Origin of the sequence: Mycobacterium sp. G7A2, from assembly GCF_041902445.1 — a bacterium.
In the GTDB taxonomy this organism is placed as follows: Bacteria; Actinomycetota; Actinomycetes; order Mycobacteriales; family Mycobacteriaceae; genus Mycobacterium.
On sequence record NZ_CP169251.1, the window covers coordinates 4151527 to 4165181 of the forward strand.

The window sequence follows — 13655 nt, forward strand, 5'->3', positions numbered from 1 at the left end:
GGCATCACCCGGACAGGTCCGTCGCCATGTCGGTCATGTCGGCCTGCCGGTCTCGGTGCAGCATCGTCGCGACCGCGAATCCCATGGCCATCTCGACGGTCATCGCCGCGATGACCACCAGCAGGAGCACCTGCCCGGTCGGATCGGGTGCCAGGAACCACCAGGAGGCGGCGCCGGCCAGGATGACAGCGTTGATCATCAGTTCCAGTCCCATCATCACCATGACGACGACCTGCTGCGACAGCGCACCATAGAGGCCGACGGAGAAGATGGCCGCGGCGACGATCAGCACGGTCTGCAGCGTCATCGCCCCACCCCGCCCGGCTGGGGGTCGCGGGCCGGGCGCCGATCGAGATCGTCACCAAACCGGTCGTAGCGGGTGCGCCGGTTGGCCAGCACCACCCCCGCGATGATGGTGGCCACCATCACCGGGCTGACGACGATCATCACCAGCATCTTCGAATCCATCAGCGCCTCCCCCAGGGCGGCCGTGACGTCCGGGGCCGGCACCCCCCGCCGGGCCGGCCAGTCCACCAGCAGCGCACCGGCCGACAGCACCGCGAAGACCGCGATCGCGATCGCCAGCGAGAGACGTTTGCCGTGCACCATGCTCATCGGCATCAGTGCGGGGTTCATCCCCATGAACATCACCATGTAGACCGCCATGACGGCCATCTCCATGACCATCATCAAGATGACGATGACCCCGATGTAGTTCTGCTGCATCAGCAGCACGGCGACGCCCACCGCAACGAACGACGCCGCCAGCGCATAGGTGGCCCGCGCCATCGAGTTCACCCAGAACACCGCGGCACCGGCCGCGACGGCAATCGCCGCCGCCACCCAGAAGACGATGTGTGTGATCATGATCAGCCCCTCCACACGGCGACGACAGCGACGACGAGGTCTTGCAGAACCACCGCGGGCAGCAGCACCAGCCACCCGAGCTCCAGGAACTTGTCCGGCCGCACCGCCGGTATCCGCTGCTTGGCCCATACCAGGACAGTCAGGACGGCCACCGTCTTGACGACGGTCCACAACCAGTCCGGCAGCAGCGGGCCGGCACCACCGCCGAGGAACATCGGCACGGCGAAAGCGGCGCCCGCCGCCAGCAACGCATAGCGGCCCGCTTCGAAGAGTAGCCGGTCCGCCCCCGACAACTCCGCGGTCACCCCGCCGGCGATGTCGTCACCACGCGCGGCACGGAACGGTCCCGACACCGAAAAAGCCACCACACCAATGCAATACACCACAAACGCGACCGGCATCCACACGACGAACCACAGGTCCTGCTGCGCTGCGGCGACGGTGCCGACCCGCAGGCTCTGCGCGGCGATGGCCGGTGCCACCAACGCGAACATCAGCGGCAGCTCGTAGCCGAGAGCATGGGCCAGGAACCGGTACCCACCGATCAACGGGTGAACCGAGTTCGGGCCCCACCCCGCCATCCACACCAGGGCCCACACCATGACGTCGACGGCGTTGAACCACACGACACCGACGTCGAGATCCAGCAGGGTCCACCCGCCCAGCGGAATGACGGTGACCATCAGCAGAGCCGCGGCGAGCATGCCCGTGACACCGATGCGTCCCAGCAGGCGGTCGGCGGCCACGGTGCCGCGGCGGGCCTGGCGCATCAATCGCGCCGCCTCCGACCACGGCGCGATCAGCGCGGTCCGGACGGGCGCGGACGCGTTCAGCCCGGCGGTGAGCCCGGCGGCGTACCACGCGAGTGCGGCCAACAGCACCGCTGCGAGAGGCGTCCAGACGGCGGACACCGCAATGCTCGATGGTTCGGTCATCGTGTCCCGTGTTCCGCCGTGTCGATGCCCAAACCGGCGATCACCACACGCGCAGCTGCGACGTCGAGCCCGGCCGCGATGTCGGGCAGCGAGCCCAGGATGTCCGCGTCGATGACTTCCGGGGCAGTGTCCTCGCGGGCTTGGCTGATCTGCCGCAGCAGCCGGTCGTGGGCGTCGCCGGCCCAGGTCGCAGGCAGGCCGCGACGGCGCAGATCGTCGGGATTGAGGGTCGCCAATCCGTTCAGCGACCAGCGCAGCACGTGGGATCGGCACACTGCCAGCTCCAGGTCGTCCAGCAGCGCCGTCGTCTCGGCCGGGTCGGCGCCGACGAGCAGCGCGTCGCGTGCCCGGCGGGCTCGTTGCGCCGCACCCGGCCAGCCGGCGAGGTCCAGCACGTCGAGGATGTGGTCACACTGTCTGGCCGCCGGCGCTCTGTCTCCGGTTGCGGCCGGATACTGCCCGGCGTCCAGGCTCACGGCGTCAGCGCCGGCGATGACGTCACCGTGCAACTCACAACGCAACACGAAGCCACCGGGCCAGTGCGGCAGAATAGGGCCCAATCTGACGTGCAGCACGTCCATCTCGAGTCCGTCGCGGTCCTCGGCCCCCTCGGCGAGCGGAATCCCGGCGGGCGCCATGTCCGAGTGGGACTCCATGTGCGCGTGGGACTCCATGTGCGCGTGGGACTCCATGTCCGATTCCCCCGAATCCCCGCCGCCGTGAGGAGGTCCGGGCTCACGCGGATCGTCTCGGTGGGTGTCGCGCAGCGCGGCGAGGGCCCCGTCGAGCGCGGACCCGATGCCGTCTCCGTCGGTCACCGGCGTTCGGACCCGGGGGCCGGGCATCTGATCCCACACCACGTCGACTGCCGAGGACAGCTCCGGCCCTGGCTGACCGCACACGGCCAAGATGTCGGCGTCGGCCGGCGAGGAGGCGACCGGCCAGTCCCTCAGTGCCAGTTCGTGGTCCAGCAGTGCCCGTAACCGCCACTGCCCCGGCACCTCGACGGGAAGGACGTGCGGCCGCCGCACCGCCCAGCGCGCCACGAGATCCCTCACGCCCAACGCAGCGCCCCCTCCCGCCATGCCCACACGACGGCGACGAACAGAGCCGCGAGGAACGCGAACATCTCGACGATGGCCGAGACGCCGAGCTCCGCGACGACCACCGCCCAGGGGTACATGAACAGCATCTCCACGTCGAAGGCCAGAAAGACCAATGTGGCCGCATACCAGCGCACGTGATACCGCGACAACGCATGCTCGTGCGGTAACCACCCGGACTGGAACGGCAACCGGGTCAGGGCGGGTGATCCGGAGACCACGCGGTTGGCGGCGTAGACGACGGCAACCGTCATCGCCCAGATCGCCAGCACCCACGCCACGGTCTCGAACACGAACGCTTTCCCCTGCCTCGACGCTTCGGCCACCCTACGTCGCATCCGGCGTGCGGCGGCGGTGCGACGCGGGCAGTCGTGAGCCGTATTGCCGCCGGAGCCGGCTCTAAACCCGCCTCAGACCGTGGCGGGTAGCGGTGAGCCGGTGGCCAGTTCCGCGTATTGGCGCATCAGGCGCAGCGCGGTGGCCCGGTTCACCTGAGGGTCGCGCGCGACGATGCGGTAACCGAGGTAGTCCTCCATCGACATCAGCGTCATCGCGATATCTGCTGCGGGACTCTGTAATTCGAATACGCCGGCGGCGGCCCCACGCTCCAGCAAATCGGTGTAGAGACCGACCTGCCGGTGGTAGATGCCCTGCACGTCGTGCCGCCGATCGAGCTCGAAGCCCGCAGCGAGGACTGCCCGCCAGATGGCACGCCATTCCGCGTCCTCCGGTCCGGTGGGGAGGCCGGCGGCGATCGTCATGGCGAGTTGCGTCGCGGGGTCATGGGTCTCGTCGCCGAGCCGCAAGCGGTCCTCGAAGAATCGGACGTCGGAGCGCAGCGCGAGCTCGGACAGCAGCTGCGTCATGTCCTTGAAGTAGTACCGCACCGCGTTGGTGGTCAGGCCGAGTTCGGCCGCGACATCGGCGAGCTTCAGGGTGGCCAGGTCATGGCGCTCGATCAGGGCGATTGCGGCGTCCATGATGTCGCGGCGTCGCTCTGCCTGCCGGTTCGGTCGCCCCATCCCGCATCACCTCCCTTGCCCACTGCGGTCCACCCAATTTTGCCCGTTCTGTTGCGCGCTGGGTCACACGGGCGCATAGTTATTTTCCAAACGTGAAAAAAACTAGCGGAGAACGAACGGTAGCGATGCGGGCCAGAGACCTCGGCGTGGTCATCGGGGAACATCCCCCGGGACCGGACAACGCCATCACCGACGTCGCCGGCGTGCGCGTCGGACACACCACGCTGCAGGCGGACGGAGCCAGCGCCGTGCGCACCGGCGTGACGGTGATCGTGCCGCACGACGACATCTGGACCGAGCCGGTGTTCGCGGGCTCGCACCGCCTCAACGGAAGCGGCGAGATGACGGGTCTGGACTGGATCCGGGAGTCGGGCGAGCTGACGACCGCCATCGGGCTGACGAACACCCACAGCGTGGGGGTGGTCCGCGACGAGCTGGTGGCCGCCCAGGTCCGCGCGCGTGGCGAAGGACTGTACTGGTCGCTGCCCGTCGTCGGCGAGACCTACGACGGATTGCTCAACGACATCAACGGTTTTCACGTGCGTCCCGACCATGTGCGGGCCGCGCTCGACCACGCCAGCGGTGCGCCGCCGGCAGAGGGCAACGTCGGCGGCGGCACCGGGATGATCTGCCACGGATTCAAGGGCGGCATCGGCACCGCCTCCCGCGTGACGGGCACCGCCACCGGCCAGTACACCGTGGGCGTGCTGGTGCAGGCCAATCACGGCCGGCGCGAACGTCTTCGGATCAACGGCGTTCCCGTCGGCGAGCTGATCACCGGGGACGACGTCCCGCTGCCCGCGCTGCCCGACCGCTACGAACCCGGGTCCGGCTCGATCATCGTCGTCGTCGCCACCGACGCCCCGCTGCTCCCCCACCAGTGCACACGGCTGGCCCAGCGGGCCGCACTGGCGGTGGGCCGACTCGGCGGCACCGGCGAACAGTACAGCGGCGACCTGATGCTCGCGTTCGCCACCGGCAACCGCGGCATCCCGCCGTATGCGTGGGACGAGGACACCGCGGTCGCCCGCCACGAGGTACCGCTGCGCATGGTCGCCCCGCAGCTGATGACCCGGCTGTTCGACCTCACGATCGAAGCCACCGAGGAGGCCATCGTCAACGCGCTGGTCGCCGCCACCACCATGACCGGCCGCAACGGTTTCACCGTCCACGCGCTCGACCACGACCTGCTGCGCCGAGCCCTGTCCGTCCCGCCCCGCCCACCCCAGGAGACCCCGTGACCACCAACCCCTCCGCCACGTCCTCCGCGACCTCGCCCGGATCGCAGGGGCGGCGGCTGCGCGGCCACCTGGGCCCCGTCGGCATCGTCTTCATGGTCGTCGCGGCAGCAGCCCCTCTGACGGTCATCGGCGGCAACATGCCGCTGGCCATGGGACTCGGCAACGGGGCAGGCGCACCGGTCGGTTTCGCCATCGCCGCGCTGGTGCTGCTGGTCTTCAGCGTCGGATTCGTGACGATGACCCCGCACGTGCCCGAGGCAGGAGCGTTCTTCTCCTATGTCACCGTCGGGCTGGGCCAGCGCATGGGCAAGGGCATCGCGGTCGTCGCACTCATCGCCTACACCGCCATCCAGATCGGCATCTACGGCTACATCGGCTGGGCCATCTCCGACACCGTCGCCCACTACAACGGACCGGTGATCCCCTGGCCCGTCTACTCGTTCGCGGTCCTGGCGATCGTGGCGGTGCTGGGCTACCGCCACATCGAGTTGAGCGCCAAGGTTCTCGGCGTCGCGCTGACCCTCGAGATCGGCGTCGTGGTGCTGCTCGACGTGCTGATGGTCGCCGATCCCGGTCCCGCCGGCATCACCTTCGCGTCGTTCGACCCAGCCGTGTTCAGCCAGGGCACCATCGGAATCGCCATCCTGTTCGCCCTGACCGGTTTCATCGGCTTCGAGGCGACGGCGGTGTTCCGCGACGAGGCGCGCGACCCCGAGCGGACCATCCCCCGCGCCACCTACGCCGCAGTACTGATCATCGGGGCGTTCTACGCGATCACCGTGTGGGCGTTCGTCGTCGCGATCGGCCCGGACCAGGTCACCGACGTCGCGCAGCAGACCCTCGACGGTGACGGTAACATGCTGCTGGACACCACCGGCGCCACGATGGGTTCCCTCGGGCGCGATGTCGTCAACGTCCTGCTGCTCACCAGCCTGTTCGCCTGCGTGCTGTCCTTTCACAACGTCATCGCGCGCTACCAGTTCGTGCTGGCCCGCAAAGGGCTGCTGCCTGCGCGGCTGGGCGCGGTGCACGATGACCACGATGCGCCGTCGTTCTCGTCGGTCGTGCAGACCATCACCGCCACGGTGATCGTCGCCGTGCTCGCCGTGCTGGGTATCGATCCGCTGGTCGGCGTCTTCGGCTCGATGGCCGGTGTGGCCACCGTCGGCATGGTGACGCTGATGCTCACGACGTCGGTCGCAGTCCTGGTCTTCTTTCTGCGCCACCCGGACCGGGCCGCGGGCCGGGTGTTCCCGACGCGCATCGCGCCGGCGCTGGCCGTCGTGGGCCTGCTGGCCAGCCTGTGGTTGGTGCTGTCCAATTTCACGCTGGTCACGGGCGGCAGCGTGACGCTGAGCGCGATCCTGGCCGCGATTCCGTTCCTCGGGTTGGTCGTCGGGTTCCTGGCCTGGCGGCCGTCGCAATCGCTGTCAGCGACCGGTCCCGCGCGCGTCGAGGATCATCAGCGCGACGTGCAGTGACGTCATCGACTCACCGTCGTCGAGGTCGACTCCGAGTGCGGCGCGGATGGCCGCGAGACGTTTGTAGAGCGCAGGCCTGCTCATGTGCAGGCGCTCTGCGAGTGCCGCCTTGTTCCCGGCCAGCCGCAGGTACTCGCGCAGCACGGTCAGGTGATCGGGCCTCGCCTCGGTATCGTTGTCCAACAAGGCTTTCAGCTCGGTCTCGGCGAAGCGTTGGAGCCGATCGTCCTCACGCAACAACGTCACCAGTCCACGCAGCCGGACGTCGGAGGCACGGAAGTACGCCCGTCCGCCGGTCGGCATCGCCAACGCGACCTCGGCGACGTGAGCGGATTCCGCGAGCGCCGCGACAGCGTCGGTGACCTGCTCGGCGGGCGATCCCGCCGCCAGCACGGATTCGGACCCGTCGACGCGACGCACCTCCTCGCGCAGCCTGACGCCGAGCGCCGTGAGCGCCTTGTCCGCGCCGTTGCCGCGGAAATCCTGCAGTGCCAGAACCGCTCCCACTTCCCCGTCACCCTGCAGGGAGAACAGAGCCGAATGGCCGCCGGCGTTCACCGTGTGCGCGACCGTGTCCAGCAGCGCGATGTTCCGACGATGATCGGCGACCGGATCGGTCGGGATGTGGGGTCGGACCGCCCGGACCGTCACGGGCACATAGCTGGCCGTCCGGCGCAGACCGAGCGCCTGGGCACGAGCCGCGACATCCCGCTCGTCGGTGATCCGGCCACGCAGGACGTCGTCGATCAGCCCGCTCTGGGCCTGGTGCTGCAGTCCCGTTCTGTCCTGCTCGATCATCCGGTGCATGGCGAGCGCGGCGGCGGCACGTTCGAGCACCATCCGCGCCCGCGTCGGTTCGCCCGGCGCCCGGGGCACGACGAGCCGGCCCCATTCCTGCGATCGCGGGCCCACGCCGGTCACCGCCCAGGGTTCGGCATGTGCGCCTGCCGGGCTGCGCCGGGACCGGCGCTCCCAGTCGTCGAGCAGGTCGGCGGGAATCGTCGCCGACGCCGCGATCGCTTGATGCGACAGGTCTTCGAGTACCACCGGCTCGGCGAGCATGCGCGCCGCGGCGTCGACGATGCCGTTGATCGAGGCCCGTTTCATGCTCAGTTCGGTGAACGTCTCGTGCACCCGACGGTCGAAGGCGACCTCGTCGTACTGCTCGGCCACGAGCTTGCGGTGCACGGCCTCGGTGACCTCGACGAACCTGACGCGCCGATGCAGCACGACCAGCGCAAGCCCGAGTTCGTCGGCGATGGCGCCGGCCTGGCTGGGCAGTGTGGAGACCTCCGTGCCGACCTCGACGATCACGCCGACGGCACCGGCTTGCGCCAGGCCGGTCAGGTAGGGCCGCGGCGAGCGGGCGAGCGCGGCGCCGGTGGTCAGCACCAGCTCGCCCCCCTGCAGGAGCGAGGACAGGTCGGCCAGGTCGCTGACGTGCACCCAGCGAATCGACTCGTGCCAGCGGCACCGGCTCAGCACCTCGGGTTCGCCGCGCTGCACCACCGGCAGCGCGACCACCTCGGCCACGGTCAACGGCATTGACACAGTGTAAAGGGTGGGCCCTTTTTCGAAGCAATCTGTCACCACCGTGGCGGCTCAGCATGGGTCACGATAGAAGCAAAGTCCGAGTAGACGACAGGAAGGCGTGCACCGTGGCTCCCCAGGTGATTTCCCATTGGGTTGACAACGAGGTTTTCACCGGGTCTTCAGGTGCCACCGCGCCGGTGACGAACCCGGCCACCGGTGAGGTGACCGGGCAGGTGGCGCTGGCCACCGTCGAGGACGCGCGTGGGGTCATCGACGCCGCCGCCGCGGCGTTCCCGGAGTGGCGTGACACCTCGCTGGCCAAGCGCACCGCGGTGCTGTTCCGCTTCCGCGAACTGCTCAACGAGCGCAAAGACGAACTGGCCGCGATCATCACGGCCGAACACGGCAAGGTGCTCTCCGACGCTCTCGGCGAGGTGTCGCGCGGCCAGGAGGTCGTCGAGTTCGCCTGCGGCATCCCGCACCTGCTCAAAGGCGGCTACACCGAAAACGCCTCCACCAACATCGATGTGCACTCCATCCGCCAACCGCTGGGCGTGGTCGGGATCATCTCCCCGTTCAACTTCCCGGCCATGGTGCCGATGTGGTTCTTCCCCCTGGCCATCGCCTGTGGTAACACCGTCGTGCTCAAACCCTCGGAGAAGGACCCGTCGGCAGCGTTGTGGCTGGCGGAGCTCTGGAAGGAAGCCGGACTGCCCGCCGGGGTGTTCAACGTCCTGCAGGGCGACAAGACCGCCGTGGACGAACTGCTGACCAATCCGACGGTCAAGTCGGTGTCGTTCGTCGGTTCCACGCCGATCGCCCAGTACGTCTACGCCACCGGCACCGCGGCCGGCAAGCGCGTCCAGGCCCTCGGCGGCGCCAAGAACCACGCCGTGATCCTGCCGGACGCCGACCTCGACCTGGCCGCTGATGCCATGGTCAACGCCGGGTTCGGCTCCGCGGGCGAACGCTGCATGGCCATCTCTGCCGCGGTCGCGGTCGGACCGATCGCCGATGACCTGGTCGCCAAGATCGCCGAGCGCGCCGCGACCATCAAGACCGGCGACGGCACCAAAGACTCCGACATGGGCCCGCTGGTGACCCAGGCTCACCGCGACAAGGTCGCCTCCTACATCAACGCCGGCGAGGCCGACGGCGCGAAGGTCGTCCTCGACGGCCGTCAGGTCGCCCCCGACGGCGGCCAGGACGGCTTCTGGCTCGGACCGACCCTGCTGGACAACGTCACTCCGGCCATGAGTGTCTACACCGACGAGATCTTCGGCCCCGTCCTGTCAGTGGTGCGCGTCGACACCTACGACGAGGCCCTGGAGCTGATCAACACCAACCCCTACGGCAACGGCACCGCCATCTTCACCAACGACGGCGGCGCGGCGCGCCGGTTCCAGAACGAAGTGCAGGTCGGCATGGTCGGCATCAACGTCCCCATCCCCGTCCCGATGGCCTACTACAGCTTCGGCGGCTGGAAGAACTCCCTGTTCGGCGACAGCCACGCCCACGGCATGGACGGCGTGCAGTTCTTCACCCGCCAGAAAGCCATCACCACCCGCTGGCTGGACCCTTCCCACGGCGGGCTCAACCTCGGCTTCCCCCAGAACGCCTGACCCCGGCCTGTCATCACCGCGAGCGCGCGCGTCTGCACACCGACACGACATAATCTGAGGCATCGAGCGCGCGCTCGCCCGGCACGAACGAAACGGAACCCCCGCTGTGACAACTACCTTCGAAGCTCTGCCCACCGGCGAGGACCTCGACACCGCGATTGCGCGCGGGCAGCGAGCCTACGAGCTCGACCGCAAGCACGTCTTCCATTCGTGGTCCGCGCAGGCACAGATCAAACCGATGACCGTGCTCGCCGCCCAGGGTTCCTATCTCTGGGACGGTGACGGCAACAGGCTGCTCGACTTCTCCTCGCAGCTGGTGAACACCAACATCGGCCACCAGCATCCGAAAGTCGTTGCCGCCATTGCCGAACAGGCCGCCAAGCTGTGCACGATCGCACCTCAGCATGTCAACGACGCGCGGTCCGAGGCGGCACGCCTGGTCGCCGAACGCACCCCGGGTGACCTGAACCGGATCTTCTTTACCAACGGCGGCGCCGACGCCGTCGAACACGCGGTGCGCATGGCGCGGCTGCACACCGGCCGCTACAAGGTGCTCTCGCGCTACCGCTCCTACCACGGCGGCACCGACACCGCGATCAATCTGACCGGCGACCCGCGGCGCTGGCCCAACGACTACGCCAGCTCCGGGGTGGTGCACTTCAACGGACCGTTCCTGTACCGGTCGACCTTCCACTCCGAGAACGAGCAGCAGGAAACCCAGCGCGCGCTCGAACACCTCGAGCGGCTGATCCAGATGGAAGGCCCGGACTCGTTCGCGGCCATCATCCTGGAGTCGGTGCCGGGCACCGCGGGCATCATGGTGCCCCCGCCCGGCTACCTGGCCGGCGTGCGCGAGATCTGTGATCGCTACGGCATCGTGTTCATCGCCGACGAGGTGATGGCCGGATTCGGCCGCACCGGAAAGTGGTTCGCGATCGACAACTTCGACGTGGTGCCCGATCTGATCACCTTCGCCAAGGGCGTGACGTCCGGCTACATCCCGCTCGGCGGGGTCGCCATCAACGAGGCCATCTACTCGACATTCGCCGACCGGGCGTACCCGGGTGGGCTGACGTACTCCGGCCATCCGCTGGCGACCGCCTGTGCCGTCGCCACCATCACCGCGATGGACGACGAAGGCATGGTGGACAACGCGGCGCGCATCGGCAAGGACGTCCTCGGGCCCGGCCTGCGTGAGCTCGCCGCCCGGCATCGCAGCGTCGGTGAGGTCCGCGGCCTCGGGGTGTTCTGGGCGATCGAGCTGGTGGCCGACCAGAAGACGCGTGAACCGTTGGCCCCGTACGGCGGTTCCAGCCCGGCCATGGCCGCAGTGCTGGCCGCGTGCAAGTCCGGTGGGCTGTTGCCGTTCGCGAACTTCAACCGCATCCACGCGGTGCCGCCGTGCAACGTGACCGACGACGAGGTGGCCGAAGGTTTGCGCATCCTCGACACGGCCCTCACCGTCGCCGACGAGCACGCGGTCTGAACTGAGCTGTTTGGCCCGCCGGGCCATCGAGGCAACGCCGCCGATCACGGCGATCACCAAGCGCCACGGTGACGATGCCTCAGTGAGGTGAGGCGACAAGCGCGACGGTGCAATGCGCCGTCGCAGTCTCCGTTGCGCACGCCTGCTCGACATAGTGCGCTGTCTCGACATCGCTGTGCAGTGTCACCGATGTCCTGAGGCAGAACTGTCACCGATCTCCTGATACATCACAGAATCGGAGCTCCGGTTTTGTCGGTGGTCGAATGTATGTTCGAATCATGTCAGGGTCGGCGTTGTCGGAGGCGGTCGCAGCGGTGCGCGCCGCGGTTGATGAGGCGGCCGGTGCTGGGGTGGATCTGCTGGGTCGTGCGGATCTGGTCGAGGCTCTTGATGAGTTGGAAACGGTGTGGTGTCAGCTGCCGGCGTTGCGGCATCGGTTGTTGGCGCGTCTGCAGGTCGAGACCACCGCGAAGGAGATGGGCGCCAAGTCGTGGAACCAGGTGCTGGCGGTGCGGTGGCGGATCTCCACCGCCGAGGCGGGGCGGCGGTTGGGTGAGGCGGCGCTGCTGGGGCCGCGGCAGTCGCTCGTCGGGGAAACCTTGCCGCCGGTGTTGCCGGCGACCGCGGCCGCGCAGGCCCAGGGTGTGATCAACGCTGAGCATGTGGTGGTGATCGCCAAGGCGGTGGCCAAGCTGCCCGGTTTCGTCGACGCCGGCACCCGTGAGGAGTTCGAAACCGATCTGGTGCGCCTGGCGGCCGGGGCCGGACCCAAGGACGTCAGCGATGCCGCGGAGTTGGCGTTGTTCCTGCTCGATCAGGACGGCCCCGAACCCGACGACACCGAACGCGCCCGCCGCCGCGGACTGACCAAGGGTCGACAGCGTGGCGATGCGATGACCCCGATCAGCGGGGAACTCACCCCCGAGGCGTGGGCGCTGTTGGAGGCGATCTTCGCCAAGTACGCCGCCCCGGGCATGTGTAACCCCGACGACCCCGAACCGTGTGTCTCGGGAACCCCGTCGCAGGCCCAGATCGACAACGACCACCGCAGCCTGGCCCAGCGCCAGCATGATGCGCTGGTCGCGGTGTTGCGGATCGCGCTGATGAGTGGTCAGCTCGGACAGCTCAACGGGTTGCCGGTGTCGGTGATCATCCGCACCACCCTGCAAGACCTGGAATCCCGGGCCGGGATCGGAGTCACCGGTGGGGGCACCCGCCTCCCGATCGCCGAGGTGATCCGCCTGGCCGCCCACGCCCATCACAGCCTGGCGGTGTTCGACAAGGCCACCGGGTCGGCGCTGGCACTGTTTCGGGCCCGCCGGGTTGCCTCCCCCGCCCAGCGGATCATGCTGATCGCCCGCGACGGGGGCTGCACCAAACCCGGCTGCACGGTGGGCGCCTACGGCAGCCAAGCCCATCACGTCGTCGCCGACTGGACCGACGGCGGCAACACCAACGTCGACGAACTCGGCCTGGCCTGTGGACCCGACAACCGCGCCGTGGGCCCCGAGGGCTGGAGCACCCGGATGAACGAGCGCGGCGACGTCGAATGGATCCCCCCACCAGCGTTGGACACCGGCCAAACCCGCATCAACACCTACCACCGCCCCGAACGACTCCTCCGACCCCCCGACCAGCAGCCAGCGAACCCGTCGACATCGAGGCGTTCGGGCGATCCCGGCGTCGGCCTGCAGGGCGATGGCGCGGAATCAGACCGTGCCCACAACCGCCCTTCCGATCCGCCGAACGACACCCAATGCGGCGACAACCAACCGATCACCGACGAGCTGATCGACGACCAACCGATCACCTATGAACTGATCGACAACGAACCGATCACCGACGAGCTGATCAACGACGCGCTGATCGACCACGCGCTGATCGACCACGCGCTGATCGACCATGAACTGACCGGCGACGAGCCGATCGACCACGAGCCGATGAACCACGCGCTGACCGACGGCCCGCCGATGGACGACGAGCCGATCAACTATGAGTTGACCGAACCATCGCCGAGCGACGACGCCGGCGAACCCGAAGAATGCAACGGCTCCGCCGACCCCGGCGATCCTGACAAACCCGACAAATCCAGTAGCCCCGGCCAACCCGGCGGACCCGCACCTCCAGACGGCCAAGCCGCCTGAGCGCGGACATCTCGAACCGCACGCCGCCGCGGGCTAGCGATAGGTGTCACTGGACTTCGTGTTCAGGTGGTGCCGTGCGGCAGATGACGGTCGAATCGAAAATTGCCGAGAATGCGCGAAGAGTCGACCCGCGAACCTGAGGTCAAAAAGTGGAGCTAAGGGGACTCGAACCCCTGACCCCCACACTGCCAGGGTGAAACCGGGTGTGCTGGCCCGTATCG

General features: G+C 68.5%; 12 protein-coding genes. 5 read left to right on the plus strand and 7 right to left on the minus strand.

Translation table 11 applies throughout. The features are described 5' to 3' along the window. Positions 1-4 precede the first annotated feature (4 nt). The 6 genes from ACEWX3_RS19730 to ACEWX3_RS19755 form a co-directional block, all read right to left on the minus strand. Positions 5-307 carry an NADH-quinone oxidoreductase subunit NuoK gene (locus ACEWX3_RS19730; protein WP_374157419.1) on the minus strand — a complete coding sequence of 101 codons (303 nt, stop codon included), beginning with the start codon at positions 305-307 and terminating at the stop codon, positions 5-7. Next, positions 304-867: an NADH-quinone oxidoreductase subunit J gene (locus ACEWX3_RS19735; protein WP_374157420.1), complete on the minus strand. Its 564-nt coding sequence runs from the start codon at positions 865-867 to the stop codon at positions 304-306. Before ACEWX3_RS19735 ends, ACEWX3_RS19730 begins: the two co-directional genes overlap by 4 nt. Before the next feature lie 2 nt (positions 868-869). Then, positions 870-1802, minus strand: coding sequence for a complex I subunit 1 family protein (locus tag ACEWX3_RS19740; RefSeq protein ID WP_374157421.1), 933 nt, complete (start codon positions 1800-1802; stop codon positions 870-872). Then, positions 1799-2860, minus strand: a complete 1062-nt coding sequence (locus ACEWX3_RS19745) for a hypothetical protein (protein ID WP_374157422.1) — start codon at positions 2858-2860, stop codon at positions 1799-1801. The genes ACEWX3_RS19740 and ACEWX3_RS19745 overlap by 4 nt, the downstream gene beginning before the upstream one ends. Continuing rightward, positions 2857-3159: an NADH-quinone oxidoreductase subunit A gene (locus ACEWX3_RS19750; RefSeq protein WP_207069162.1), complete on the minus strand. Its 303-nt coding sequence runs from the start codon at positions 3157-3159 to the stop codon at positions 2857-2859. The genes ACEWX3_RS19745 and ACEWX3_RS19750 overlap by 4 nt, the downstream gene beginning before the upstream one ends. Positions 3160-3315: 156 nt before the next feature. Continuing rightward, the gene (locus ACEWX3_RS19755) at positions 3316-3927 is read right to left on the minus strand and encodes a TetR/AcrR family transcriptional regulator (RefSeq protein ID WP_207069159.1); all 612 of its coding nucleotides are present in this window, start codon (positions 3925-3927) and stop codon (positions 3316-3318) included. Positions 3928-4052: 125 nt separating this feature from the next. Between ACEWX3_RS19755 and ACEWX3_RS19760 the strand changes: the two genes are divergently transcribed. Both ACEWX3_RS19760 and ACEWX3_RS19765 read left to right on the plus strand, forming a co-directional pair. Then, positions 4053-5168 (plus strand): P1 family peptidase, encoded by a 1116-nt coding sequence (locus ACEWX3_RS19760; protein WP_322486696.1) that lies wholly within the window; start codon positions 4053-4055, stop codon positions 5166-5168. Continuing rightward, the gene (locus tag ACEWX3_RS19765; protein ID WP_374157423.1) at positions 5165-6649 is read left to right on the plus strand and encodes an APC family permease; all 1485 of its coding nucleotides are present in this window, start codon (positions 5165-5167) and stop codon (positions 6647-6649) included. Before ACEWX3_RS19760 ends, ACEWX3_RS19765 begins: the two co-directional genes overlap by 4 nt. Here ACEWX3_RS19765 and ACEWX3_RS19770 read toward each other — a convergent pair. Further along, complete coding sequence (locus ACEWX3_RS19770) at positions 6599-8194, minus strand: PucR family transcriptional regulator (protein WP_374157424.1); 1596 nt, start codon at positions 8192-8194, stop codon at positions 6599-6601. The genes ACEWX3_RS19765 and ACEWX3_RS19770 overlap by 51 nt on opposite strands. A gap of 62 nt (positions 8195-8256) precedes the next feature. Between ACEWX3_RS19770 and ACEWX3_RS19775 the strand changes: the two genes are divergently transcribed. The 3 genes from ACEWX3_RS19775 (at position 8257) to ACEWX3_RS19785 (ending at position 13434) form a co-directional block, all read left to right on the plus strand. After that, positions 8257-9804, plus strand: a complete 1548-nt coding sequence (locus tag ACEWX3_RS19775) for a CoA-acylating methylmalonate-semialdehyde dehydrogenase (RefSeq protein ID WP_374157425.1) — start codon at positions 8257-8259, stop codon at positions 9802-9804. 106 nt (positions 9805-9910) lie between these two features. Next, entirely contained in the window at positions 9911-11290 is a 1380-nt protein-coding gene (locus tag ACEWX3_RS19780) for an aspartate aminotransferase family protein (RefSeq protein ID WP_207069299.1), read from the plus strand. A 263-nt stretch (positions 11291-11553) separates the two neighbouring features. Further along, complete coding sequence (locus ACEWX3_RS19785) at positions 11554-13434, plus strand: HNH endonuclease signature motif containing protein (RefSeq protein ID WP_374157426.1); 1881 nt, start codon at positions 11554-11556, stop codon at positions 13432-13434. Positions 13435-13655: the final 221 nt, after the last annotated feature.

Bases quoted from the DNA above. Each gene is read 5' to 3' on its own strand.
- ACEWX3_RS19730 (WP_374157419.1), bottom strand. From the start codon at position 307: ATGACGCTGCAGACCGTGCTGATCGTCGCCGCGGCCATCTTCTCCGTC.
- ACEWX3_RS19735 (WP_374157420.1), bottom strand. From the start codon at position 867: ATGATCACACACATCGTCTTCTGGGTGGCGGCGGCGATTGCCGTCGCG.
- ACEWX3_RS19740 (WP_374157421.1), bottom strand. From the start codon at position 1,802: ATGACCGAACCATCGAGCATTGCGGTGTCCGCCGTCTGGACGCCTCTC.
- ACEWX3_RS19750 (WP_207069162.1), bottom strand. From the start codon at position 3,159: ATGACGGTTGCCGTCGTCTACGCCGCCAACCGCGTGGTCTCCGGATCA.
- ACEWX3_RS19755 (WP_207069159.1), bottom strand. From the start codon at position 3,927: ATGGGGCGACCGAACCGGCAGGCAGAGCGACGCCGCGACATCATGGAC.
- ACEWX3_RS19760 (WP_322486696.1), top strand. From the start codon at position 4,053: ATGCGGGCCAGAGACCTCGGCGTGGTCATCGGGGAACATCCCCCGGGA.
- ACEWX3_RS19770 (WP_374157424.1), bottom strand. From the start codon at position 8,194: ATGCCGTTGACCGTGGCCGAGGTGGTCGCGCTGCCGGTGGTGCAGCGC.
- ACEWX3_RS19775 (WP_374157425.1), top strand. From the start codon at position 8,257: ATGGGTCACGATAGAAGCAAAGTCCGAGTAGACGACAGGAAGGCGTGC.
- ACEWX3_RS19785 (WP_374157426.1), top strand. From the start codon at position 11,554: ATGTATGTTCGAATCATGTCAGGGTCGGCGTTGTCGGAGGCGGTCGCA.